Origin of the sequence: Pseudomonas phytophila, assembly GCF_025643095.1 — a bacterium.
Classification (GTDB): domain Bacteria; phylum Pseudomonadota; class Gammaproteobacteria; order Pseudomonadales; family Pseudomonadaceae; genus Aquipseudomonas; species Aquipseudomonas quasicaspiana.
Map to the genome: position 1 here is coordinate 4939868 of NZ_CP081201.1, position 25417 is coordinate 4965284.

At 57.3% G+C, this 25417-nt stretch carries 24 protein-coding genes; 10 read left to right on the top strand and 14 right to left on the bottom strand.

Annotation, left to right across the window (positions count from 1 at the left end; all coding sequences use genetic code 11):
• Nucleotides 1-293: 293 nt before the first annotated feature.
• On the bottom strand, nt 294-1370 hold the full coding sequence (gene mtnA, locus K3169_RS22320) for an S-methyl-5-thioribose-1-phosphate isomerase (protein ID WP_122397354.1): 1077 nt from the start codon (nt 1368-1370) through the stop codon (nt 294-296).
• Nucleotides 1371-1491: 121 nt separating this feature from the next.
• Here mtnA and K3169_RS22325 point away from each other — a divergent pair, with 121 nt between their 5' ends.
• The 5 genes from K3169_RS22325 (at nt 1492) to K3169_RS22345 (ending at nt 6302) form a co-directional block, all read left to right on the top strand.
• Nucleotides 1492-2823 carry a TRZ/ATZ family hydrolase gene (locus tag K3169_RS22325; RefSeq protein WP_122397353.1) on the top strand — a complete coding sequence of 444 codons (1332 nt, stop codon included), beginning with the start codon at nt 1492-1494 and terminating at the stop codon, nt 2821-2823.
• 62 nt (nt 2824-2885) lie between these two features.
• Nucleotides 2886-3584, top strand: coding sequence for a bifunctional 2-polyprenyl-6-hydroxyphenol methylase/3-demethylubiquinol 3-O-methyltransferase UbiG (gene ubiG / locus K3169_RS22330; protein WP_027902848.1), 699 nt, complete (start codon nt 2886-2888; stop codon nt 3582-3584).
• A 2-nt stretch (nt 3585-3586) separates the two neighbouring features.
• Entirely contained in the window at nt 3587-4258 is a 672-nt protein-coding gene (gene mupP / locus K3169_RS22335; protein ID WP_263268058.1) for an N-acetylmuramic acid 6-phosphate phosphatase MupP, read from the top strand.
• Between the two features lie 163 nt (nt 4259-4421).
• Nucleotides 4422-5162: a YciK family oxidoreductase gene (locus tag K3169_RS22340; RefSeq protein WP_263268060.1), complete on the top strand. Its 741-nt coding sequence runs from the start codon at nt 4422-4424 to the stop codon at nt 5160-5162.
• Nucleotides 5163-5369: 207 nt separating this feature from the next.
• A complete protein-coding gene (locus K3169_RS22345; RefSeq protein WP_027898218.1) occupies nt 5370-6302 on the top strand; it encodes a GGDEF domain-containing protein in 933 nt (310 codons plus the stop codon).
• 3 nt (nt 6303-6305) lie between these two features.
• Here K3169_RS22345 and K3169_RS22350 read toward each other — a convergent pair whose 3' ends face one another.
• From K3169_RS22350 to K3169_RS22380, 7 genes are all read right to left on the bottom strand, one after another.
• Nucleotides 6306-7058 (bottom strand): iron-containing redox enzyme family protein, encoded by a 753-nt coding sequence (locus tag K3169_RS22350; protein WP_264760198.1) that lies wholly within the window; start codon nt 7056-7058, stop codon nt 6306-6308.
• 63 nt (nt 7059-7121) lie between these two features.
• Nucleotides 7122-9587 carry an EAL domain-containing protein gene (locus K3169_RS22355; protein ID WP_263268062.1) on the bottom strand — a complete coding sequence of 822 codons (2466 nt, stop codon included), beginning with the start codon at nt 9585-9587 and terminating at the stop codon, nt 7122-7124.
• Nucleotides 9588-9849: 262 nt separating this feature from the next.
• Nucleotides 9850-11736: an ABC transporter ATP-binding protein gene (locus K3169_RS22360; RefSeq protein WP_263268064.1), complete on the bottom strand. Its 1887-nt coding sequence runs from the start codon at nt 11734-11736 to the stop codon at nt 9850-9852.
• Complete coding sequence (locus K3169_RS22365; RefSeq protein WP_263272350.1) at nt 11666-12268, bottom strand: DsbA family protein; 603 nt, start codon at nt 12266-12268, stop codon at nt 11666-11668. The genes K3169_RS22360 and K3169_RS22365 overlap by 71 nt, the downstream gene beginning before the upstream one ends.
• Nucleotides 12269-12304: 36 nt before the next feature.
• A complete protein-coding gene (locus K3169_RS22370; protein WP_263272351.1) occupies nt 12305-13255 on the bottom strand; it encodes a rhodanese-related sulfurtransferase in 951 nt (316 codons plus the stop codon).
• 942 nt (nt 13256-14197) lie between these two features.
• Nucleotides 14198-14491 carry a BolA family protein gene (locus K3169_RS22375; RefSeq protein WP_263268066.1) on the bottom strand — a complete coding sequence of 98 codons (294 nt, stop codon included), beginning with the start codon at nt 14489-14491 and terminating at the stop codon, nt 14198-14200.
• Nucleotides 14492-14506: 15 nt separating this feature from the next.
• Nucleotides 14507-15034 (bottom strand): DUF2059 domain-containing protein, encoded by a 528-nt coding sequence (locus tag K3169_RS22380; protein WP_263268068.1) that lies wholly within the window; start codon nt 15032-15034, stop codon nt 14507-14509.
• A 170-nt stretch (nt 15035-15204) separates the two neighbouring features.
• On the opposite strand from K3169_RS22380, the gene K3169_RS22385 reads away from it, so the two are divergent.
• Both K3169_RS22385 and K3169_RS22390 read left to right on the top strand, forming a co-directional pair.
• Nucleotides 15205-16599 carry a class II fumarate hydratase gene (locus tag K3169_RS22385; RefSeq protein WP_122805729.1) on the top strand — a complete coding sequence of 465 codons (1395 nt, stop codon included), beginning with the start codon at nt 15205-15207 and terminating at the stop codon, nt 16597-16599.
• Entirely contained in the window at nt 16592-17206 is a 615-nt protein-coding gene (locus K3169_RS22390) for an NAD(P)H-dependent oxidoreductase (RefSeq protein ID WP_027902056.1), read from the top strand. Before K3169_RS22385 ends, K3169_RS22390 begins: the two co-directional genes overlap by 8 nt.
• Here the strand turns inward: K3169_RS22390 and K3169_RS22395 are convergent.
• The 3 genes from K3169_RS22395 to K3169_RS22405 form a co-directional block, all read right to left on the bottom strand.
• Nucleotides 17203-18165, bottom strand: coding sequence for a DMT family transporter (locus K3169_RS22395; protein ID WP_099270608.1), 963 nt, complete (start codon nt 18163-18165; stop codon nt 17203-17205). The two genes, K3169_RS22390 and K3169_RS22395, sit on opposite strands and share 4 nt — an antisense overlap.
• Nucleotides 18166-18262: 97 nt before the next feature.
• A complete protein-coding gene (locus K3169_RS22400) occupies nt 18263-18877 on the bottom strand; it encodes a tRNA-uridine aminocarboxypropyltransferase (protein WP_231674985.1) in 615 nt (204 codons plus the stop codon).
• A gap of 9 nt (nt 18878-18886) precedes the next feature.
• Nucleotides 18887-19780: a LysR family transcriptional regulator gene (locus K3169_RS22405; protein WP_027902059.1), complete on the bottom strand. Its 894-nt coding sequence runs from the start codon at nt 19778-19780 to the stop codon at nt 18887-18889.
• A gap of 295 nt (nt 19781-20075) precedes the next feature.
• On the opposite strand from K3169_RS22405, the gene speB reads away from it, so the two are divergent.
• Nucleotides 20076-21026: an agmatinase gene (speB, locus tag K3169_RS22410; protein WP_099270610.1), complete on the top strand. Its 951-nt coding sequence runs from the start codon at nt 20076-20078 to the stop codon at nt 21024-21026.
• Between the two features lie 177 nt (nt 21027-21203).
• Nucleotides 21204-21458: a hypothetical protein gene (locus K3169_RS22415; RefSeq protein ID WP_099270611.1), complete on the top strand. Its 255-nt coding sequence runs from the start codon at nt 21204-21206 to the stop codon at nt 21456-21458.
• Between the two features lie 112 nt (nt 21459-21570).
• On the opposite strand, the gene K3169_RS29630 is transcribed toward K3169_RS22415, so the two are convergent.
• The 3 genes from K3169_RS29630 to K3169_RS22425 all read right to left on the bottom strand — a co-directional run bounded on the left by K3169_RS29630 (nt 21571) and on the right by K3169_RS22425 (nt 24105).
• Nucleotides 21571-21699, bottom strand: coding sequence for a PA1414 family protein (locus tag K3169_RS29630; protein ID WP_264760712.1), 129 nt, complete (start codon nt 21697-21699; stop codon nt 21571-21573).
• A gap of 427 nt (nt 21700-22126) precedes the next feature.
• Nucleotides 22127-23491 carry a DNA recombination protein RmuC gene (gene rmuC / locus K3169_RS22420; RefSeq protein WP_161628611.1) on the bottom strand — a complete coding sequence of 455 codons (1365 nt, stop codon included), beginning with the start codon at nt 23489-23491 and terminating at the stop codon, nt 22127-22129.
• A gap of 191 nt (nt 23492-23682) precedes the next feature.
• Nucleotides 23683-24105, bottom strand: a complete 423-nt coding sequence (locus tag K3169_RS22425) for a tetratricopeptide repeat protein (protein ID WP_122704296.1) — start codon at nt 24103-24105, stop codon at nt 23683-23685.
• Between the two features lie 918 nt (nt 24106-25023).
• Between K3169_RS22425 and K3169_RS22430 the strand changes: the two genes are divergently transcribed.
• Complete coding sequence (locus tag K3169_RS22430) at nt 25024-25248, top strand: hypothetical protein (RefSeq protein ID WP_027902063.1); 225 nt, start codon at nt 25024-25026, stop codon at nt 25246-25248.
• Nucleotides 25249-25417 lie beyond the last annotated feature (169 nt).

Genomic DNA, 25417 nt, shown 5'->3' on the forward strand with positions numbered 1-25417 from the left:
CCTTTTTCTGGTGAAACTTCGAACATCCATCCGGGAGGAACGAAGCTCGCCGCTACCGGCACGTTTGCCTGGCAACGACTTACGACAAATCAACGAGTTATGTACTGGATCTGCGCAGTAGGGACGGCTACTGCATGCGCCCCTGGAAACCGCCGGATGTTACCACAATCGCCGCTAAGCACCTATCCTTTGAAAGCCCTGAAAACGAGCTTGTCTGTCGCAAGACCGCTGAGAAGCGCTTACAGGCCCGCTTAGCGCCCTTGCGACCAAAGTTCCGCCGGTCTTCAAACGGATCAGTGCAAGCGTTTGCGGCACATCAATTGAGCCATTTTTGCGGTGTCCGGGCGCTCGACAATGCCCTTTTCAGTGACGATCACGTCAATCAGGTCAGCCGGGGTGACGTCGAATACCGGGTTGAATGCATCGACATCTGCACCGACCCGTTGACCGCCCACTTCCAGCAGCTCACGACCGTCGCGCTCTTCGATGACGATTTCGTCACCGCTGGCCATGTCCATATCGATCGTCGAGCTCGGCGCGACCACCATGAAGCGCACGCCGTGGTGCATGGCAGCGACAGCCAGATGGTAAGTACCGATCTTGTTGGCCACATCGCCATTGGCGGTGATGCGGTCGGCGCCCACGATTACCCAGGTAATGCCTTTGGTGCGCATCAAATGCGCAGCCGCCGAATCGGCATTGAGCGTCACGGGGATACCTTCGTTGGCCAGTTCCCAGGCGGTCAGCCGGGAGCCTTGCAACCATGGACGGGTTTCATCGGCGTAGACACGTTCGATCATCCCTTCCAGATGCGCTGCGCGAATAACGCCCAGCGCGGTACCGAAACCACCGGTAGCAAGGGCCCCCGTGTTGCAGTGGGTCAGAACCGCCTGCAGGTTGCCCTGATTCTTGCGAATGAGGTCTGCACCCAACTGAGCCATGGTCAGATTGGCTTCGCGATCGCTGAGGTGGATGGACACCGCTTCAGCCTCCAGCACCACCAGAGGGTCATCGCTTTTCTTGATACGCTGCAGACGTTCGCGCATCCGGTTCAGTGCCCAGAACAGATTGACGGCCGTGGGACGCGAGTCTGCCAGCACTTTGAAATCTTCTTCCAGGGCCGCTTTCCAGTCACCACCGGCGGCGATGCGGGCGCGAGCCCCCAGCACAACGCCATAAGCCGCGCTGATGCCGATAGCCGGTGCGCCACGGACAACCATTGAGCGAATGGCGTCGGCCACCCCCGCCGCGTTTTTATAAGCGAGCCAGGTTTCCTCGAAAGGCAAGATGCGCTGATCCAGCAGATACAGAGCGTCATCCCGCCAATCGATGGCTTTCACCTTCTCAGCAGCCAACAATCGATCGCGCATTGCACACTCCATACTCAAAAAACCCAAGCCGGACATCAAAAGCTGCCGATTATAGCGAGCCGTCGGCGAAGACGCTCGGGTATACTGCGCCGTCCCCATAATAAGCCCTGGAAGCCCAGTCATGCCTAACACCGCTGCCCCGCTCGACCTGCTGCTCCTGCCCGCCTGGCTGGTGCCGGTCGAACCCGCTGGCGTGGTGTTGAAGGATCATGGCCTGGGCATCCGCGATGGCTGCATCGTTTATATCGGCCCACGCGCCGAGGCCTTGAAACAAACGGCTCTGCAAACCCTTGAATTGCCTGAAATGCTGCTCAGCCCGGGATTGATCAACGCCCACGGGCACGCGGCCATGACCTTGTTCCGAGGGCTGGCCGACGATCTGCCGCTGATGACCTGGTTGCATGACCATATCTGGCCTGCGGAAAGCAAATGGGTGAGTGAGGATTTCATTCGCGACGGCACTGATCTGGCCATCGCCGAGCAGCTCAAAGGTGGCATCACCTGTTTCTCGGACATGTACTTCTACCCCTCGGTAGCAGCAGACCGCGTGCACAACAGCGGAATCCGCGCACAGATCACCGTGCCGATTCTAGATTTTCCGATTCCTGGTGCACGGGATACCGACGAAGCCCTGCACATGGGCGTGCAGCTGTTCAATGATCTGGCCCATCACCCGCGCATAAAAATCGCCTTCGGCCCTCATGCACCGTACACCGTTGGCGACGAAAACCTGGAAAGGGTCCGGGTCATTGCGGATGAACTGGACGCCATGATCCAGATGCATGTTCACGAGACTGCCTTCGAAGTGGAGCAGGCTGTCGACCAGTCAGGTGAGCGCCCGCTGGCGCGCCTGAATCGTCTGGGTATGCTCGGCCCGCGCTTTCAAGCCGTGCACATGACGCAAATAAACGATGACGATCTGGCGTTGCTGGTAGAAAGCAACACCAGCGTGATTCATTGCCCGGAATCAAACCTGAAACTGGCCAGCGGCTTCTGCCCGGTCGAACGACTGTGGCAGGCTGGCGTCAATGTAGCAGTAGGCACCGATGGTGCAGCCAGCAACAACGATCTGGATTTGCTGGGCGAGACCCGTACAGCAGCGCTGTTGGCCAAGGCCGTCGCGGGTTCGGCTGCCGCACTGGATGCTCATCGCGCGTTACGCATGGCTACGTTGAATGGCGCACGGGCGCTGGGTATTCAGAACGAAGTCGGCTCGCTGGAGATTGGCAAGGCTGCCGACATGGTCGCCTTCGACCTGTCAGGCCTGGCCCGCCAACCGATTTATGATCCGGTGTCACAGCTTATATACGCCACCGGCCGCGACTGTGTCAGCCATGTCTGGGTCGCGGGCAAGCAACTGCTCGATGATCGCCGCCTGACCCGTATGGATGAACAGGCGTTGTGTGACACCGCAAAAGCCTGGGGCAAGCGTATTTCCGGGCGCACCGAATAAGACCGGGCTGGTTGTTCATCAGCCAGCCCGCTGCACGTATTTTGAGTTCAAGAGGACATCCCATGAGCAACGTCGATCACGCAGAAATCGCCAAATTCGAGGCACTGGCCCATCGCTGGTGGGATCGCAACAGCGAATTCAAGCCACTGCACGACATCAACCCGTTGCGGGTCAACTGGATCGACGAGCGCGTCAATCTGGCGGGCAAGAAGGTTCTGGACGTCGGTTGCGGCGGCGGGATTCTTTCCGAAGCCATGGCACTGCGTGGCGCGACCGTGACCGGTATCGACATGGGCGAAGCGCCACTGGCGGTCGCTCAGTTGCACCAGCTGGAATCTGGCGTACAGGTCGAATACCGGCAGATTACCGCCGAAGACCTGGCCGAAGAAATGCCTGAGCAGTTCGACGTCGTCACCTGCCTGGAAATGCTTGAGCACGTACCGGACCCGTCGTCGGTAATTCGCGCCTGCTACCGCATGGTCAAGCCAGGCGGCCAAGTGTTTTTCTCGACCATCAACCGCAACCCGAAGGCTTTTCTGTTCGCCATCGTCGGCGCGGAATACATCATGGGCCTGCTGCCGCGCGGCACCCACGACTTCAAGAAATTCATCCGCCCTTCCGAGCTGGGTGCCTGGAGCCGCGCTGCTGGCCTGCAGGTCAAAGATATCATCGGTCTGACCTACAACCCGCTGACCAAGCACTACAAGCTGGCTTCGGACGTCGACGTCAACTACATGATCCAGACGCTCCGGGAGGCATAAGCATGCGCTTGAGAGCAGTTCTATTCGACATGGACGGTACCCTGCTCGATACCGCTCCGGATTTCATCGCCATTTGCCAGGCAATGCTTGCTGAACGCGACTTGCCTGCTGTGCCGGACAAGCTGATCCGTGATGAGGTTTCCGGCGGTGCGAAGGCGATGGTCGCTGCGACCTTTGCCATGTCTCCGGATGCCGAGGGATTCGAGGCGCTGCGCCTTGAGTTCCTTGAACGCTATCAACGCGACTGCGCCGTACACAGCAAGCTGTTCGACGGGATGGCGGAGTTGTTGGCCGATATCGAAAAGGCCAACCTGATCTGGGGCGTGGTCACCAACAAACCGGTGCGCTTCGCTCAGCCGATCATGGATCAACTGGGGCTGTCGCAACGCTCGGCCTTGCTGATCTGCCCGGATCACGTAACGCGCAGCAAACCCGATCCCGAGCCGCTGATCCTGGCCTGCAAGATGCTTGATCTGGATCCGGCAAGCGTGCTGTTTGTCGGCGATGATCTGCGTGACATCGAATCCGGCCGCGACGCGGGCACCAAAACCGCAGCGGTGCGTTACGGCTACATCCACCCCAGCGACAATCCTGATCACTGGGGTGCCGATGTGGTAGTGGATCACCCCCTGGAACTGCGCAAGGTGCTGGATAACGCGCTGTGTAGTTGCTGAAGGCACTTCAGAACTGCATGCAAAGCGCGACCTGTGGGAGCCGGGCTTGCCCGCGATAAAGCTGGACGCAATTGACTTTATGTCTGCGGCGCTCTTATCGCGGGCAAGCCCGGCTCCCACAGGGATCTGCGCAGGCCGCCAACCCGGTTTAAAGAGGTAACCCATGTTCGATTACTCCCCCCGCCCCGACCTGCTCAATGGTCGGGTTATTCTGGTCACTGGCGCTGGACGCGGCATTGGTGCTGCGGCTGCGAAAACCTACGCGGCACATGGCGCCACCGTTTTGTTGCTCGGTAAAACCGAAGCCAATCTGACTCAGGTGTACGACGAAATCGAAGCCGCGGGCCATCCCAAGCCAGTAGTCATCCCTTTCGATCTGGAAACCGCGCTGCCCCATCAATACGATGAACTGGCGGCCATGATCGAAAAAGAATTCGGTCACCTTGACGGCCTGCTGCACAACGCCTCAATCATCGGTCCGCGTACGCCCCTTGAGCAGTTGTCCGGGGAAAACTTCATGCAGGTCATGCACATCAACGTCAACGCGATGTTCATGCTGACCAGCACGCTACTACCATTGCTCAAGCTGTCCAAAGATGCCTCGGTGGTCTTCACCTCCAGTAGCGTTGGCCGCAAGGGCCGAGCGTACTGGGGCGCTTACGGGGTTTCGAAGTTTGCGACGGAAGGCCTGATGCAAACCCTCGCTGACGAACTCGATACCGTGGCATCGGTGCGCTCCAACAGCATCAACCCTGGCGCCACACGCACCAGCATGCGCGCCCAGGCTTATCCGGCAGAAAACCCTCAGAACAACCCGACTCCGGAAGAGATCATGCCGGTCTATCTGTACCTGATGGGCCCGGACAGCAGCGACGTCAACGGCCAGGCCCTTAACGCGCAATAACATCGCCCCACCCCGCCGTGACGGAAAACCGTCATCGGTGGGTGACTGGCGAGTCCCGCAAGTCAAGGTTATGTCGCCCCTAGACGAAAACCTGCTTGCCACCCCTCCCAAGCCCTTGTATTTAAAGCGTTATATTTAATTTCAAAGACTGGCACGACTTTCGCTCTGACTCAGCTTATCCAGCAATGCGCGCTGAGGAATGACGCCATGATTTCTCCTAAACCACCCAAAGCAATTAATTTTGATGCAGCCAAAATGAAACGATTGGGCATGCATCAACGACAGGTTCAGAACAACGTACAGCCGCCTGTCGGCTTGACGCAATTGGTGCAACAGCTCGGTCAGCAATTGCAAACCAGCCTGGAAGCGGAGCGGATCCTGGGGATGTTTTTCCGGGGTGTTCAGCGCGTGGTCCCGCTTGATGGGCTCAGCTACGAATACGCTGAAAGTGATCTGTACATGCAGATGGGCGAACGTGCTCCACACAGCATTAGTTACAACCTCAGTAATGAAGGCGAAGTTCTGGGCCTGTTTACCTTCGAGCGTAATGTGCGCTTCAGCGAAGAGGAATTTGCGGCGCTGGAATCCCTCATGACCTGCATACTGTTCCCGCTGCGTAACGCGCTGCTGTACCGGGCCGCCATGGAAAGTGCGTTGCGCGATCCACTTACCGAGACTGGCAACCGCATGGCCATGGATCAAACCCTGGCTCGCGAAATAGAACTCGCACGACGCAACGCCCAGCCACTGTCAGTGCTGATGCTGGATATCGATCACTTCAAGCGCGTCAACGACACCTACGGCCACGCCACCGGCGATGACGTACTCAAATTCATCGCTCAGGCGATTAAAAGCGAGCTGAGAAACGTCGACCGGATATTTCGCTATGGCGGCGAAGAGTTTCTGGTCGTGCTGTCCAACACGGGTCGCGATGCAGCAGGTTTGATGGGGGAACGACTGCGTAAGGCAGCTCAAGAACTGATGCACCCAGGGCTTGATAAAACCCTGGAGTTGACGATCAGCCTAGGTGGTTCAACGCTGCTGCCGGCGGAGTCTGCCGGCAGCCTCATGCGGCGCGCCGATATCGCGCTGTACGTCGCGAAGCGGCAAGGCCGTAATCGTCTCGCGATGGCAGGCTGAAACTCAGGTTTCCAGTTCGGCCACTCGCGTGCGAGGCGATTTGGCCTTTTCCAGCTGCATGCAGTGCTCCAGAAAGAGATACATGTAGTCATAACTCTTGGTGACTGCCTGCCGCAGTTCAGTCTGCAATTGCACGCTTGGGTTATTGCCCGCCAGCGTACAGATGATTTCCAGCGCTTCCCAAGGGTGCGAGTCATCATACTGCGCGTGCATCTTCAGCCACTTCATCGCACGCTTGCGCGACTCCTCGGGAAATCCGTCGGCGTATACGTCCGAGGAGCACACGACAGCCGCCCACTCCCCCGTGGCCCCTTCGATGGCGTAATTGGTCGCAGCCATACCCACCACCAATGAGTCAGACGAACTGGTGTGCCAGCACCAGTGACTCAGCGCATGCAACTCGGGAGACACGTGCTGAGCCTTGAGGTCATCAAGGCTGACACCGTGGGCATCCGCCCAATTTACCCAATAGTCAGCATGGTTAAGCTCCACGCGAATATTGCGCATCAACCAGCGGCGCGCCATGTCTTCGCCGGGATGACGGGCAAAGCGGGTCTTCGCCAGGCTGTTGGCCATGTAGATAGCGAACTGCTCAACCACCGGCCAGCCACCAATCAAATAATGACGCATGACTTTAGGGCTCAGGCGCCCGTCACGCATGCGTTGATAGAGCTCGTGCTCGACCACTCTGGATTTAGCGAAACTGCAATCAATGATCAATTGCTGTGCCCAAGCCGGATAACTGCTGGCTTCCATGAGCGGACCGGTTCTGCTGAAAGTATCGATCACTGTGTGGCTCCTTTTCGTGAAGTTAATGGCTTATCGGAATGTTCCTGGCGTGCTGAACAACAACGGGACGGCCCTTGAAGGGCGTGCATGAAGACTTTGGCACGTGAACAACTGAGGACGTTCAATCAGATATCCCTGAGCGAAGTCAACTCCGATCTCACGCAGTGCGATCTCGATCTGGGGCGTTTCGACGAATTCGGCAATGGTGCGCTTACCCATGACATGGCCAATGTGATTGATCACCTCGACCATGGCGCGGTTGATGGGGTTATCGAGCATGTCTTTGACGAAGCTGCCATCGATCTTCAGATAGTCCACTGGCAAGTGTTTGAGGTATGCAAACGACGACATGCCGGCACAGAAGTCGTCGAGGGAGAACTTGCAGCCCAGCGCCTTCAGATCGTTGATAAAACGGATCGCGCAACCCAGGTTGGCAATCGCGATGGTTTCGGTGATTTCGAAGCAAATCAATGACGGGGGGATGTCATAAGTCCGGAACTGCAGCTTCAGGTAATCAAGAAAAGCATCATCGCCGATGCTCGCCCCCGAGAGGTTGATCGCACACACCGTCATAGGTCCGGCGTAACGCTCAACATCCCGGCCCCGGGCAATGATCTCGAAAACATTGCGCACCACCCAGCGATCCAGCTGAGTCATCAGACCATAGCGCTCGGCAGCCGGAATGAAGTTCTCGGGCAAGATCATGCGCCCGGCCTCATCACGCAGGCGCAAGAGGATTTCGATATGCCCGCTGTCATCCTGAGCATGCTGGCCGATACCGGCGATCTGCTGGGAGAACAGACAGAAACGGTTCTCGTCCAGCGCCATGTGCAAACGCTGCACCCACGCCATCTCACCAAAGCGCATGGACACTTCGGAGTCCTCGGCGTGATAGACCTGAACGCGGTTACGACCTTTTTCCTTGGCCATGTAGCACGCCATATCTGCCGAACGCAGCAACGCCTCCAGCGTCGTTGGAAGTTGAGAAATATGCACCAGGCCAATACTGACCGTGCTGACAAACGGCCTGCCCTTCCAGACAAAGTTCAGGCTCTGAACAGTCTGGCGCAAGGACTCCGCAATCGTTTCAGCCGTCTCCGGCGGGCAGTTCTCCAGCAAAATGCCGAACTCGTCACCGCCTAACCGTGCAAGCGTGTCGCCTTCACGCAAGCCCTGTTGCAGCACCGTGCAAATATGCCGCAGCAGTTCGTCACCGGCCCCATGACCGCTGGTGTCGTTGACCAGCTTGAACTGATCCAGATCCAGGTACATTACGGAATGCTGGCTCGCTTGCCGGGCCAACCCATCAAGCGCCTGTTCCAGGCGATATTCAAACTCACGTCTGTTGGCCAGCCCGGTCAGTGCATCGTGGGTCGCCTGCCAGGACAGATTGGCGATGTACTGCCGCTCCCGCGTCATGTCGTGCAGCACCAGCACCGTGCCGCTGACCCTGCCATCGGTAAAGATCGGCGACCCGACCAACGCCACTGAAACGGTGCTGCCGTCCAGACGCTGGATGAGTTTTGAATGCTCGCTGCCACCGCTGAGCTGACCACTGAGAATATGCTCGATCAGGGTTGAGCTGTCTTTGCGGTCATTTTCGTCAAGCAGGTTGAATAACGCCGCAAGCGGGAGACCACTGGCCTGAAAGTTTTTCCAGTGGGTCAGCCCTTCAGCAGCCGGGTTCATGTAAACGATAGCGCCCTCGACGTCAGTCGTAATCACGCCATCACCAATCGACTCCAACGTGACCTGCGCACGCTCTTTCTCCACCTGAAGGGCATCCGCGAAGGCATGGCGCTGAGTCAATAGTTTGTGCGTCCTGAGCAACGCCAGAATAATCAGCACCACCGCCGTCGCCAGGTTAATGACCAGCAGTAATCGCAGAATCCCTCGGGAGCCTTCGCTCAGGGCGTTACTGAACGCTCTGGCTACTGGCGTCACGCTTTCATTGATGGCGGTGATTTGGGCGCGCCATTCACTAATTTCGGCCTCGGTAGCTGCGCCCGACGAAATACGTTCATGCATCTGATGAGCAAGCGTATCCAGCTGGATCAGAAAGTCATCGCCCAGCCGCCATTGGTCGACGGCTTTTTTCATGTAACCCAATTCACGAAAATTCACATACAGCCAGATGACACTCGCGGCGTCATCAGGATGATTCCCGCCTTGCAGGAAGCCATCTGTCGCTTTTTTGATATCCGGAACCGGCTGATCCAGCGCTACGCGAAGCGCGTGGCCGCCCTCGGGTATTGAAATCGCCTGCTCGTAGCGCTGGAAATTGATCTCTTCGTGGCCATTGGCGTAGAGATTCAGGTAATAAATGGCGTCTTTCTGCCCCTTGGACCATAGGCTTTCGCCGCCGACATAGCTGCGCAAGGCTGAAAGCATGTAGAGGCTGACACCCCCCAATAACGCCTGAAACAGCGCGACAGCGATAAATGGCCATACGATGCCCAACAGGCGGGGCTTTTCGAGGATCCGCTTTTGCTTCATGGGTTCCCTTTCATAAGCGATGCCAGATGCTCATCAAGCTGTCTTCAATTCATCCTGCCCAGAGACTAGGTCAAATCCATGAAACCGTTCAGGGAATTTTCTTGAATCTGAAACACACTACCGCCTCGCATGATGGAATCGCGATGCAGTGCACATAAAGAGAAATCAGCGAGCGTTACATGGGTGAAAGAACGCTGTTAACGCGGTGTTACCAACTACCAAGAAAGACCCTAAATGGGATTCTGGCAAGTAACCGTGGGAATTAAATGTGCTGCAGATGACCGTAAAGCTTTGCGTACAGCCCACCTTCAGCAATCAATTGCTGATGATCGCCCTGCTCTGCAATACGACCACCGTCGAAAACCAGCACTTTATCGGCCTGCTTCACCGCGGATAAACGGTGAGCAATGATCAATGTGGTGCGGCCACTGAGAAACCGCGACAGCGCCTGATGCAGGCTGTATTCCGTTGCGGCGTCGAGTGCCGAGGTGGCCTCGTCGAGGATCACTACGCAGGGATCGGCCAATACCATCCGGGCGATAGCCAGACGCTGACGCTGACCGCCAGACAGTCGCACACCCGAGCGTCCCACAACACTGTCGAGCCCTTGCGGCAAGCTGCGAATGGTCGATTCGAGCTGGGCGATTTCCAGCGCTCGCCAACACGCTTCGTCGCTGCGCTCGCGGCCCATGGTCAGGTTGGCACGTACCGTATCGTTGAACAGTGCCGGATGCTGAAGCACCACCGCAACATTCTCCCGAATGGTTTCCAGACCGATCTCCTGCTGGGTGGCGCCACCAAAGCTGATCGTGCCGGCCTGTGGCGTGTACAACCCAAGTAGCAGTTGCACCAAAGTACTTTTACCGCCGCCACTGGCACCCACAACGGCGATCTTCTCACCCGGAGCAATCGTCAGGTTCAGTTGATCGAGAATATTCTCTTCACCGTAACCGAAGCTCAAACCACGCACTTCAATGCCCACGGTTTTCTGACCGGCGAACGGATTGACGCCTCCCGGATACTGCGGCTCATCGGCACGCGCGAGCAGTTCGTTGATTCGGGTCAACGCCCCGCCTGCGGCGTAATAGGCGTATTGAAGATTCAGTAGCTGTTCCACCGGCCCGATCATGAACCAGAGGTAGCTGAACACCGCCAACATGTGGCCGATGGACAGATCAGAAAACAGCACCGTCAACATGGCCGCGGCGCGAAACACATCGATCCCGAACTGGAACAGCAGCCCACTGGCCCGATTGGACGCGTCACTCTTCCATTGCGAAGCGGTGGCGTAATCACGGACTTCCCGGGCACGCACGCCCAGACGACCGAGGAAATAGCCCTGGCGATTACCGGCGCGGACTTCCTGAATCGAGTCCAGCGTTTCAGTCAGGGCCTGGGTGAACCGCGAGGTGCTGTCGTTCTCCTGCTTTTTGAGGTGTTTGACCCGCTTGCCCAATTGCACCGTGGCGTAAATCACCAGCGGATTGAACAGCAGAATCAGCAGCGCCAGCTTCCAGTGCATCCACATCAGAATCGATGCGGTGCCCGTCAGCGTCAGCATCGCCACCAGAAAACGGCTCAGCGTGTCACCGATGAATTTATCCAGCGTATCCAGATCGGTGACCAGATGCGTAGTCACCGTGCCACCGCCCAGGCTTTCGTATTCCCCCAGAGAGATGCGCTTCAGGCGCTCGATCAGGCGAATTCGTACGCGATACACAATGTCTTTGGACAGCCGGGCAAACAGCTTGGCCTGCACGACGTTGAACACCAGCGCGCCAAGACGCAGACCAAAGGTGAACAGCAGCATCAGGCCGATATAACCGGCTGGTTTTTGCAGGCTGTCGGGAAGGAAGTTATTCATGAACTTCAGCGCGCTGTCGCCGTGCCCCAACAACACCTCATCCACCAGCAAGGGCAACAGCAGAGGGATCGGCACGGTACACAGCGTAGCCAGCACCGCCACACCATTAGCGATCCACAGGGCTTTTTTATGCCGTGAAGCCAAGCGACGAATTTGCGCCCAACTCAAGCGATTGAACGTCACGCTGGACTCGTCCCGATCAGTTTTAAGAGGGTCAGGCACTGGCAGCACGCTCAAGCCAGCGGCCCAATAAAGGCGAGAGTTCTTCCAGTGACTGGTAGCCATTGGTCAACAACGCCAGTTGACCGTTGCGCTCAGCCAGCAAGGTCGGGAAACCCGCGATACCCAGATCCTGGACCCAGGCGAAGTCTGCCTGGGTTGCGGCCAACTGTTCGGCGCTGTCGAAGGCAGCAGCGAATTCGATACGCGGCAAGCCAGCCTGCTCGGCAAGTTCGGCCAGCACTGCAGCACGGGTGACGTCACGTCCCTCGATATAGAACGCCTGCTGGATCAGCCCGACCATCTTCCAGGCAAAGTCCGGCTCAAGATGACGCGCGGCGACGATGGCCCGGCATGCAGGCTCGGTGTCATAGACAAAACCGTCGGGCAACGCATCGTCGAAACGAAACGTCTGCCCGGTGGTTTTCTCAACCGCTTGCCAGTGCTCAAGGATGTAACGGCGAGTGGTCGGATCGAGCGCCGCCCCGCTACCGGTGCGCAAACCACCCATCACCAGATGCAATGTCACACCACTCGCCTGCGCTTGTTGAACCAGCGCTTGCGCCACAGGAGCAAACCCCCAGCACCAGGAGCACATCGGGTCCATTACATAAAGCAGGCGGGTGGACATGGATCAGGCCTCGTCTGGCTGGCGGTCTTCCAAACGGTAATTACGACCGATTGGGTGTGGCTGATTACGTGCTTTGGCCAGTTCGATCTGCTTCTGGCGGTCGATGGCGCTGCGACGGGTTTTCTCGCTCAGGCTGTCCCAGCAATAAGGGCAACTGATCCCCGCCGAGTAATGCTCACTGGCACGGTCTTCAGCGCTGATCGGCGTGCGGCACGCGTGACATTGATCGTAGTCGCCCTCGGTCAGGTCATGGCGGACAGTGACACGATTGTCGAACACAAAACACTCGCCACGCCACAGGCTTTCATCCTGCGGGACCTCTTCGAGGTATTTGAGAATGCCGCCCTTGAGGTGATAGACCTCGCCGTATCCTTCACCGAGCATGTAGCTGGAAGCTTTTTCGCAGCGGATGCCGCCGGTGCAGAACATCGCGACTTTCTTGTGCACTTCGGGATTGAAGTGTTCCTTGATGTACTCGGGAAACTCGCGAAAGCTGGTGGTCTTGGGGTCGATGGCGCCTTCGAACGTGCCGATGGACACTTCGTAGTCGTTACGGGTGTCGATGACCAGCACTTCCGGATCGCTGATGATGGCGTTCCAGTCTTTGGGTTCGACGTAGGTGCCGACGGCTTTGTTGGGGTCTACACCTTCAACACCCAGGGTCACGATTTCTTTCTTCAATTTGACTTTGGTGCGATAGAACGGCTGCTCGTCGCAGTACGATTCCTTGTGATCGATGTCGATCATTCGCGGGTCGTTCTTGAGCCAGGCCATCAGGCCATCGATGCCTTCGCGGCTACCGGATACGGTGCCGTTGATGCCTTCTTCGGCGATCAGCAAGGTGCCTTTGATGCCGTTGTCGACCATCGCCTGCAGCAGCGGCTCGCGCAGTTCGACGTAGTCGCTGAGGGTGACGAATTTGTATAGCGCCGCTACGACGATCGGTTGATTCATCGGCTGTTGTGTCATGTGTATCTCCAGGTGGCGACCCTCGCAAAGGGCCTACCGGATAGAATTAATTCAATAAAAACGCGCAGGGTGTGCAGCGCGGGGCGGATTCTAGCAAAGATGGGGGGATGGGTGGGATCGAGGGGAGTGAATCAAATAGCGGAGCGGCTTGGACTTGTATGAATATCCGTTAGTTGGGCAACGGCTGGTTTGGGGTTGCGCCCTTACGGCGCCTCACTTTTGGGGCCCAAAAGTAAGCAAAAGGCTCTTGCCCCACCACTCGGCCCCTCGCTGTCGCTCGGTGTACCCGACCGCAGATCCTGAACCGTGGGCCGCCGCAACGGGCCATCCATGGCCCAATGCGGCTAACCCGGCGTCCTGCCGGGTTACCCACGGTTCAGAATCTGCGTTCGGCCAGCGTGGTTTAACGGGGCGCCTAAGATCAAAATCAAAAGCAGATCAAGAGCAGATCAAGAGCAGATCAAGAGCAGCGATTTCACCTCGTACTGGTAGGAGCGAACTTGTTCGCGAGACGTCAGCACAGCCAACACAGACGTCGTCTGAAACACCGCTTCGCAGCCTTCGGCAGCTCCTACAGAATGTCGGCAAACCCAATAAAACAGGTCGGCTGTCAGGCCGCCGCGCTTTTGATTTTGATCTGAGGCGCCCCGTTAAATCACGCTGGCCGAACGCGGATTTGAAACCGTGGGGCGCTCTTGAGTTGAAGAGGGGCAGGACGCCGGGTTAGCCGCATTGGGCCATGGATGGCCCTTTGCGGCGGCCCACGGTTTCAGATCTGCGGGCGGGTACACCGAGCGACAGCGAGGTGCCGAGTGATGGGGCAAGAGCCTTTTGGTTACTTTTGGGCTCTTTTCAAAAGTGACGCGCTGTAAAAGCGCAACCAATATCAGCCATTACCCCATAACGGATATGTACACAAAACCGCTGTCAGTCACCACCTGCACAAACAGGCGAAACCGGCGCAGTGCCCGTCTTCGCCCACTCGACCGGCGTATAGGTGTGCAACGCCAGGGCATGAAACTCGCCCATCAAGCCGCCCAGAATGCCGTAGACCTTCTGGTGCCGCTTGACAGCGTTAAGCCCCTCGAATTGCTCACTGACAATCACAGCCTTGTAGTGAGTCTGCTCGCCACGGCTATGCATATGGCTCTCATCAAGCACTTGCAGATGCAATGGTTGAAACACAGCCAGCGCCGACTCGATTCGCGTTTGCATAGTCATGACAGGCTTCGCTTATCAGGGCTTTTTGGCAGGAGCAGGAGCGGCTTTCTTGGAAGGCTCCAGTTCACTCGTCATGTCAGCCAGCAGCTTGTTGACGACAGGAACAGCGCTTTCCAGCTTGCCCTGAGTCAATTGAGCGGACTGCTGAGTCAGCTCAGGCATCTTGGTCAGAACCTTCTTGCCCAATGGAGACTGGTAAAACGCAACCAGATCCTTCAACTCACTTTCAGTGAAGTTCGCCGTGTAAAGCTTGACCATATCTGGCTTCAGCTTGTTCCAGCCGATGGCCTGGTCCAAAGCAGCGTTGGCTTTGGCCTGGTAAGTTTCGAGAACGGCTTTTTTAGCCTCTGGCGCTTTGGTTTCGGCGAAACGCTGAGCAAACATCTGTTGTACTTGCATGTACACCGGGGTGCCCAGCTTGTCGGCGTTAGCCAGTTTCAAGAAGGTTTCAGCGCTGGCGTTGTGGCTGGCGGTATCGGCAAGAACCTGGCCGCTGGCACATACCAGAACAGCCGCAGTACAGATGGCGCGAAGACGGGTCATCGAGTTTCCTTTCTAGCAGTCGAGGCAGAACCTCAGGGCCGACCATTCTGCGCCCATGTCTGCTTTTGGCTCAACCCCTGACTGCCCAAGCGGTTAAAAACCACGATCGGGGGAACCCAGATAGGATCATGGAGCCTAAACTGCGCATACAAACTTAAGGAGTGAGTCCAGTGAGCCGCACAGAAACCGATAGCATTGGTCCGATCGACGTTCCCGATGACGCTTACTGGGGAGCTCAGACTCAACGCTCACTGATCAATTTCGCCATTGGCGACGAGCACATGCCGTTGCCGGTGCTGCATGCTCTGGCCCTGATCAAGAAGGCCGCCGCCCGGGTCAATGACCGCAACGGTGACCTGCCCGCAGACATCGCCCGGCTGATCGAACAAGCCGCCAACGAAGTGCTCGCGGGCGAGCTGGACTCGCAATTCCCGCTGGTGGTCTGGCAGACCGGCAGTGGCACCCAGAGCAACATGAACGTCAACGAAGTCATCGCCGGCCGGGCCAACGAACTGGCGGGTCAGGGACGCGGCGGCAAGACGCCCGTGCATCCAAACGACCACGTCAACCGCTCGCAAAGCTCCAACGATTGCTTCCCGACCGCCATGCATATCGCGGCTGCGCAGGCCGTCAAAGAACAGCTGTTGCCAGCGATTGCAGAGCTGTCCACGGGCCTGGCCGAGCAGTCGGCGCGTCATATGAAGCTGGTGAAAACCGGGCGCACGCACATGATGGACGCGACGCCGATCACCTTCGGCCAAGAGCTGTCGGCCTATGTCGCACAACTGGATTACGCCGAAAAAGCCATTCGCGCCACCCTCCCCGCGGTCTACGAACTGGCCCAGGGCGGAACGGCAGTCGGCACCGGTTTGAATGCCCCCCATGGTTTCGCTGAAGCAGTGGCTGCAGAGCTGGCCGCGTTGTCCGGTCTGCCATTTGTGACCGCACCTAACAAATTCGCCGCACTGGCGGGCCACGAACCGTTGATGGCCTTGTCGGGCGCGCTGAAAACTCTGGCCGGGACGCTGATGAAAATCGCCAACGACCTGCGCTTGCTGGGCTCCGGTCCCCGGGCCGGGTTTGCCGAGGTGAAACTGCCTGCCAATGAACCGGGCAGTTCGATCATGCCCGGCAAGGTCAACCCGACGCAGTGCGAAGCGCTGTCGATGCTGGCCTGTCAGGTGATGGGTAACGACGTCACTATCGGTTTCGCCGCCAGCCAGGGCCACCTGCAATTGAACGTGTTCAAGCCCGTGCTGATTCATAACCTGCTTCAGTCGATTCGCTTGCTGGGTGATGGCTGCCGTAACTTCAACGAGCATTGCGTGGCGGGCATGGAACCCGATGCCGGGAAAATGGCTGAACATCTCGAACGTGGCCTGATGCTGGTGACGGCGTTGAACCCGCATATCGGTTATGACAAGTCCGCACAAATCGCCAAAAAAGCGTACAGCGAAGGTCTTACCCTGCGTGAAGCGGCACTGGCGCTGGGCTACCTCACCGATGAACAGTTCGACGCCTGGGTGCGACCGGAAAAAATGCTCGAGGCAGGCAGTAATGGTTGAGGCCCGACACGGCGCGACACGGCTGGAAGGTGACGGCAAACGGATTCTGATGATTTTCGGTACGCCGAAAAGCGCCAGCTTCGGCCATGCCTTGGGCGAAGCCTATGCACAAGGTGCCCGCAGCGGCGGGCATGTGGTGCGCATGCTGAAACTGAGCGAACTGGATTTCGACCCGGTGCTGCATAACGGTTATCAGCAAAGTCAGATGCTTGAGCATGACTTGCTGGAAGCCCAGCGCGAGATCCATTGGGCTGAGCATCTGGTGTTTGTCTATCCGGTCTGGTGGGGCGGCTTGCCGAGCCTGCTGACAGGGTTTCTGGACCGGGTGCTGATGCCCGGTTTTGCCTTCAAGAGCCATGGCCGCAAGAGTGCGGCCAACGAATTGCTCAGAGGCCGCACGGCGGAACTGCTGGTCACGATGGACACACCGCCGCGCTACTTCCGATGGGTATATGGTGCCCCGGCACATCGGCAGATGGTCCGCACCGTACTGGCCTTCTGTGGCATCAAGACCAAACGCCTCAGCGAGTTTGCGCCGGTGCAGACTTCGACTGAGGAGCAACGTCAGCAGTGGCTCAAAAAAGCCGAACAGCTCGGTAAACGCTAAACCTGACTCGCCAGCCTGGCTTTGCGCGCGCGCAGGCCAGCCAGCAAAGACGGCCCTAGCGCTACCACCGCCGAACCCACTACTACCAGCACTGCCCCGCCATATCCCAACGCATTGATATCCTCATGCTTGACGAAATCCGGCCACAGCCAGGCGGCGACGGCAACCGATGCGAAGGTCACTAACGGCGTCAACGCGAGGGTTGCACTGACCCGGGATGCTTCCCAATGGGCCAGCGCTTCAGCAAACGCGCCATAGGCAACCAAGGTATTCAGGCAGCATGCCAGCAACAGCCAGCCCTGCACCGGGCTAAGCAGCAATGCTTCCATCGGATGCGCCCAAGGTGTGATCACCAAAGCGCAAAACAGGTAGATCACCATCATCACCTGGAATGAATTCCACACGGTCAACAGTTGCTTCTGGCTCAGGCCATAGAACGTCCAGACTGTCGCCGCCAGGAAGGCAATCAGTACGCCCGTGGTGTATTCGCTCATGGATGTCAGCAGCTCTGCGAGCCGCTGATTGAAGAACAACGTAAAACCGATCAGCAACACCGCCAGACCAAAGCCCTGAGCAATGGTAAAGCGCTCCTTGAACAGGAAAACGCTGCCGATCAGCAGCAGGATCGGCCCCACCTGAATGATCAATTGCGCGGTGCCGGGGCTGAGAATCTGCAGGCCAAGCAGGTACAGGATGTAATTGCCGACCAGACCGAAGACTGCCAGCGCCACGAGGCCTTTACCGCGCATGCCCAGCGCTTTGAAACTGGGCAATTGCCGTTTCGCGGCCAGCCAGATGAACAACAACATCCCCGATACCATCAGCCGAAACCAGGTCACTGTGACCGGGTCCATCACTTGCAGAACCTGCTTGAGCTTGATCGGCAGAATGCCCCACAGGAACGCGGTGACCAGCGCCAGACAAAGGCCATAGACCCAGCGGCCAGAAGAAATATGCATGAAGAAAAAGTCCCGGATATAAAGCAGGGAGACAGTCTAGGCCCTACGAGCCTGACGACACAGTTACAGTTGCGCAGTGAGAACGCTGACAAGTGTTTTAGTCAGCCTCGACCTGGCGCGGTTCAACATGATTACGCTGGTAGGTTTCATCGCCCATGGCTGCGATCTGCTGGTCGATCAGCGCCTCAAAGGGCACTAGCAAGGGCGCGAATGAACGCGGGGCCTCAATAATCTGCAAGGCGCAGGTGATCGCTTCCAGTGTCGAAAGCGCGTCCGGCCCCGGTGCTTTTCGCAGGCGGTAGCGCGATTCAGGGGCCGTGGTCAGCGTCACTCGCGGCAGCGCGGCCAGCTCCGGATTCAGATGCAACAGCTTGCGCGCCTTGCGCCAGGTTCCGTCCGGGACCACCAACAGAATCGGCAGACTGTCCACTGGTTGCGCCACCAGATTCTCCGCGCCCTCCCCCGGGAACAATAGACACGGTCGATAGCCCGGCGGATTGAGCAACGCGTGCAAATCCTCGAAAACCTCACCCACTACCCACTGGGAATTGTTCAGTCCCAGCGCCGCCAACCGCGCGGTATTCAGCGCATGGTTCACTTCACTGGGATGCTGCAGGATCAGAACACGGGTGCGGCTGTCCAGCTGTGGGATCAGTGAGCACAGGCAATGGCTTTCGGGACGCAGACAACGTTCGCAGCGCGGGCGGGACATCGGTGTTCCTCAGATCGGGTTGAGTTGCGCTTTGAGCAAGTCGCGGAAAGTCTGGATCAACGGCTCACGACTACGTCCGCGCCGCACGATCATGGAGAACGGTGCCTGATAGCCAAACGTTGCTGGCAGCAGAACACGTAGATGACCAGAGTCCACCCAGGATTGCGCGTAGTGCTCAGGCAAGTAACCGATGTAAGCGCCCGACAGCACCAGAATCAATTGCGCCTCCATGCTTTCCACGGTGGCAGCGCTGTGCTTGAAACCGTGCCGGGCCAGCTCTGCCTGGCTCCAGTAACCGCGCCCGACCATCCGTTGCTGGGCGATGACAGGCTCAGGGATACGCCGTTCGGTAAACAACGGGTGGCGATTACTGCAGTACAGCCAGTGCTGCTCGCGATACAACGGCTGATAAAGCAAGCCGTTCATGCGCGTGGAAAACGAACCAATGGCCAGATCCAGACGGTTATCCAGCACGCCCAGTTGCAACTCGTAAGGGCTCATCACTGAAAGATGCAAATGCACGGCGGGATGTTCGGCGCTGTACGCACCGATCACTTCGGCAAACGGCAAAGCCCGGTCGCTGACGGTGGAGTCCAGAACCCCGAGGTTCAGGGTGCCGCGCAGTTCACCCTTGAGCGCTGCGGCGTAGAGCTCGAAGCCTTCAAGCTCGCCGAGCAGGCGCAAAGTTTCCTGATGGAACAGCTCTCCCTTGCTGGTCAGGCTGAAACCGCCCCGGCCTCGATGACACAAGACGATGCCCAGCGCGGCTTCAAGTTGGCTCATATAAGTACTGATCGCCGAGGTCGACAGGTTCAATTCCTGTTGCGCACTGGCAAAGCCTTGATGACGCACCACACTGGCGAAAATCCGCAGGAGTTTGAGATCGGGTAAAGCGCTGGGCATGGAGGGGTCCGGTAGAAAATCAAAATGTAATCACAACCCCTGTGGGAGCGAATTCATTCGCGAAAGGGCCATTGCAGACAATGAAAAAGTGTCGTCTGGCAAAACGCCTTCGCGAATGAATTCGCTCCCACAGACAGCTTTAGGGCGATGCTTTCGCGCTGTTACGAGACCCGCAGCTTAGCCCAAAACCGCTTTAGTTCTGAAATTCCTGAACTAAGTATTTCGCCCCAGCGATTGTTCCTCGCCCCCATGCTTCGCAAAATCGGCCCATTGAAACCAACGCTGAGGCATTCTCGTGGACAAGATTTTTCACCAGCCACTGGGCGGCAACGAAATGCCGCGCTTCGCCGGTATCGCCACCATGATGCGCTTGCCGCATTTGCAAACCGCAGCTGGTCTGGATGCTGCATTTGTAGGGGTTCCCCTGGATATTGGCACCTCTCTGCGCGCCGGCACCCGCTTCGGTCCTCGCGAAATCCGCGCCGAATCGGTGATGATCCGTCCCTACAACATGGCCACCGGCGCTGCGCCGTTTGACTCGCTGTCCGTCGCAGACATTGGCGATGTTGCCATCAACACGTTCAACCTTCTGGATGCCGTACGCATCATCGAAGAGGCCTACGACGAAATCCTCGGCCACGACGTGATCCCTCTGACACTGGGTGGCGACCACACCATCACCCTGCCCATCCTGCGGGCCATCCACAAGAAGCACGGCAAGGTCGGTCTGGTGCATATCGACGCCCACGCCGACGTCAACGACCACATGTTTGGCGAAAAGATTGCCCACGGCACCACGTTCCGCCGTGCCGTTGAAGAGGGTCTGCTGGACTGTGACCGCGTTGTGCAGATTGGCCTGCGCGCTCAGGGTTACACCGCCGAAGACTTCAACTGGAGCCGCAAACAGGGTTTCCGCGTGGTCCAGGCCGAGGAATGCTGGCACAAGTCACTCGCGCCTTTGATGGCTGAAGTGCGGGAGAAAGTCGGCGACGGCCCGGTTTATCTGAGTTTCGACATCGATGGCATCGACCCGGCCTGGGCACCTGGTACCGGCACCCCGGAAATCGGCGGGCTGACCACGATTCAAGCCATCGAGATCATTCGTGGCTGCCAGGGTCTGGATCTGATCGGTTGTGATCTGGTGGAAGTCTCGCCGCCCTACGACACCACAGGTAACACCTCGTTATTAGGTGCCAACCTGCTTTATGAAATGCTCTGTGTTTTACCGGGCGTTGCTCATCGCTGAGCTGTATCTCTGCGCAAAAAGGATGCCTCAGGGCATCCTTTTTTATTTCCCGTGAACACGACAGATGGCGAGGATATTGGCGAATATGAGCTAGCCTTAAAGGGATAGCCGAATGGACACTCCCCTTGTTTTACGGAAGTCAGGGCTGATCCTCCAACGACAGAACAGGGGATTATCATGGATCGTGACGAAGTGCGAAGGTACGTCGAGGGAGCCCTTGGGGTGATCCTCGTCGACAAATCAGTGATTAGAGAGAGCCGAACGCTCGAAGACCTTGTTCTTGACGAAGAAGACATTGATGAGCTCTTCAAGAAGCTTCACGAATCTGGAATCAACGTCAAGAAACGGGAAAAAGAGGAAGCGTTAAAGCACCCCGAAAGCACAACAGTGATGGCGTTGATTGATCACATCTTTGTGAGCTTGCAGAAATGACAGCGTGTCGTGTTACTCAACGGAAAACACGCTTTCAGGTAGTTTCAGATATCAAGACCTGAACACTACAACGGGACGCGGTCGCGTCCCGGGAGGGATGGCGCGGTACTGACTACCGACGCTGAGGCTGACGGCGCCGTTTGTCGTCGGTGCGCACCGGTACAGGTTGCAATTTAGGGCGCTCGATCAAACCCAGAGCAACCCCGAGATCATGAAGCCAATCTTGCAATTTAGTGTCCATATAGCCCCCCTTCAGGGAAATACTTAACGGCTGGTTCTCAAGCCGCTTGTTACAGATAAATAGTAGTGCCGAATCACACTTTACGCCTGCTCACGCAGTCTTGCGGAAAAACATCTTTCACGATGTGTTCAATGTGACATTTCTTGTGTCGATGCCGCGTATTTATGCGACAGACGGTGACACCGCGCAGCCCTTCTCGCACGGTAGGAGCGAACTTGTTCGCGAGACGTCAGGCCTGAAACACCGCGCAGCCCCTATCGCCAACAAGTTGCCTCCTACCCGAACAACCTGACAACACACCACCCGGTAGGAGCGAACTTGTTCGCGAGACGATTCAACTGGCACACCGCGCAGCCCTTCTCGCTAACAATTGGGAGGCATTCCGACGATGAACGATGACGAGGTCAGCCAAGCACAAACCCGTCCATCACTCAGGCAACTGCACCAGCCCCTCATCATCGGTCATTGCTTTTTCCAGCAAGTCAGCAGGCAGGTTCTTGCTGGCCCGGGCGCCGAGTAGTTTGAGCTGTTCACTGCGGCTTACCAGGTTGCCGCGCCCGTCAGTCAGTTTGTTGCGGGCGGCGCTATAAGCCTTGTCCAGTTGCTGCAGGCGACTGCCGACTTCATCCAGATCCTGAATGAACAACACGAACTTGTCATACAGCCAACCGGCACGCTCGGCGATTTCCCGGGCGTTCTGGCTTTGACGCTCCTGTTTCCACAAGCTGTCGATAACCCGCAAGGTAGCCAGCAAGGTGGTCGGACTGACGATCACGATGTTGCGATCAAAAGCTTCCTGAAACAGATTTGGCTCAGCTTGCAGGGCCGCAGAAAAGGCCGCTTCTATCGGCACAAACAGCAGAACGAAATCCAGGCTGTGCAGCCCCTCAAGACGCTTGTAATCCTTGCCGGACAAGCCTTTGACATGATTACGCAGCGAAAGCACATGCTGCTTCAGGGCGGTCTGACCGATCACATCGTCGTCGGCACTGATGTACTGCTGATAGGCCGTCAGGCTGACCTTGGCATCCACCACCACTTGCTTATCGCCGGGCAACATGATCAGCACATCAGGCTGAAAGCGCTCGCCGTCCGGTCCCTTCAGGCTGACCTGGGTCTGATATTCGCGACCCTTTTCAAGACCGGCATGCTCAAGCACACGCTCAAGAATCAGCTCCCCCCAGTTGCCTTGGGTTTTCTGCCCTTTGAGTGCGCGTGTCAGATTGGTCGCTTCATCGCTAAGTCGCAGATTGAGCTGCTGCAGCCGCTCCAGTTCTTTGCCCAGAGAAAAACGTTCACGGGCTTCGGCCTGATAACTCTCCTCAACACGCTTTTCGAAAGACTGAATGCGCTCTTTAAGAGGATCAAGTAACTGGCCGAGCTGCTGCTGGCTGGTCTCGGCAAAACGCTGTTCGCGCTCATCAAAAATCTTGCTGGCCATTTCCGCGAACTGAGCCCGGAGCTCATCCCGGGAACTCTGCAGATCGTTCAGGCGTTGCTGATGATTTTCCTGTTGTTCGCGAAGCTCGGCAGTCAATGCAGCGCATTGTACATCCAGACGGCGCAATTCGGCTTCTTTATTAGTGCGCTCATGGTGCCAGTCCTGGGCAGCGGCCTGGGCGTTATCGCGCTCATGGCGCAGCAACTCGACTTCACGACGCGTTGCGGCCAGATCAGCTTGCTTGACGGAGTTGGCCTGACTCAAATCACTGATCTCGTCACGGCAGGCATCCAGTTGCGCATTCAACCCGTCCTGAGCCATCTGTGCAGTGCTCAGTCGCTCGTCGAGCAGCGCGGTGTCCGCTTGTTGCTGAGTCAGTTTGCGCTGCAGCTGCCAGGCCAAAACCAATAGTGGCAACGCCGCTGCACCTAGCCCAAGAAGCAGGCTGTTCAAATCCATTGCCATAGGGACTCCAGGATGCCGGATTCATGCAGCATTATGCGCGATGCAGCGTGTGCGTCAGCAGCGGATTGCGTGTGCGCTTAACGGAGGTCCAGTTGACCGAGTAGATGCCGGGCGTCCTGCGAGCCCTTGGCCGAAGCCAGTTCCAGCCAGTGGCGGGCCTTTTGCGGCTCGTTGATAGGCGCTTGAGCGCACAGTCGGCCGTATTCGAATTGAGCGCTGCAGTCTCCGGCGCGAGCCGCCTGCCGCAACAGTTCATGACCCATGCGACGGTCGCGGGTGTTGCCGCAATCCCGGCAGAGCATTTGCCCCAGTCGGCTCTGCGCAACCACCACACCGCTGCGCGCAGGTTGTTTGAGCAGACGGCCGGCGAAGTGTTTGACGCTGGGCTTTTGATTCAAGCGCGGATTATCCAGCAACCATAACGCGACGCGCAGAGAGAGACGTGCAGGTTCGCGGGCTACAGCTTGAGATTCGTGCGATGGATCAGGACGAGACTTCATAAACACAACGGGGGCAAATCAGGAGGCGCGCAACTCTACACTTTTTCTCGCAGAGGTAAAGGGGCAGAACGCGAAAGGCGCGTCGTAGAGCCAGCGCTCGGGACAATCCACAGAAGCTGTGGATAACTCAGTGGACAACCGCCCCTCGTGCCTCGCAAACGCAGACAGAATGCGGCCTGCGCTCAAACTGACGATTTTTTCACCAGCAAAAAAATTTGATGTTTTTCATTGACTTAATAATTCGCCACGCTAAATCAAGCCCTTACAAGCGCATATGACAGTGATGTGGCAGCAATTTGCGCCAATGTGCACAAGTCAATCTCAGGTCGCGATTATTTTCTGAAAACGGCGCTTTAAACCGCTCACAACTGCAAGCGAATCTCAACTGGAACAGTAACTTGAGCGGATCCAGCGACGAACGGCGCCCTTCTCTGTATGTTTTTTCACCAGCACCCTTCCAATGCCCTGACAACTCCGTTAACATCGTCGCCGTTAGTACCAAGCTGAAAGTCAATTTTTTGGTCGAAAAAGTCCCCCGGCAAACTTTCTTCAAAACGTAAGGAAGTTGCTGACAACAAGGGATCGACCACCTCGATGGTTTCCAGACATGGCCTGCATGCCGACTACCCGCAGACGGGAGTGGTAGTGCAATCATCCATGGCCTGACCGAACCAGCCTGCAATTGATCAGGATCTGCACCCAGAGCGTCGAACCTTTGCTCTTGTTGTGTTGCCTGCCCTCCTAAGTACCTACCGGTCAGCCCGAGCGCAATACGATAAAGTGCGCTTCAACTGGCTGCTTTTGTTCCAGACAGGTTCTTCGCCCAGCCATATCCTGCCGATCAGGATCGCCCGCGTTTACTGGAACGTTTATTTTTGCACGGTAATGTTCCGTGTCGTTTTAGGAAACACCTTAATAATGACTACTCATCATCAGACTCAACACGCTATCCATACACTGACCAACGCTTTTGCCCCAATGAACTGCCTGATCATGGCCGCTCGCAAAGGCTGCTTCAGCTTCACCCTGGTCAACGAACACGGCATCGCTCGCCACACCGAGCGTCTGTACCCCGATCAGTACTCCAGCGCAGAGCCGCTGCAGGCCGTGATCGAGCGTACTCGTCAGGCCCTCATCGCCTGATACGCCGCTCGTTTTCGCAGGAATAAAAAAGCCCCGCCTTTCAAAGCGGGGCTTTTTTTCGCCTCGATATTACCCAAACCTTCTATCGCCAAGGGCTATATGAGAACCGACGACTGACAGGAATTAACCTGAAAACAATCCTTTACACGCGAAATATGACACTACACTT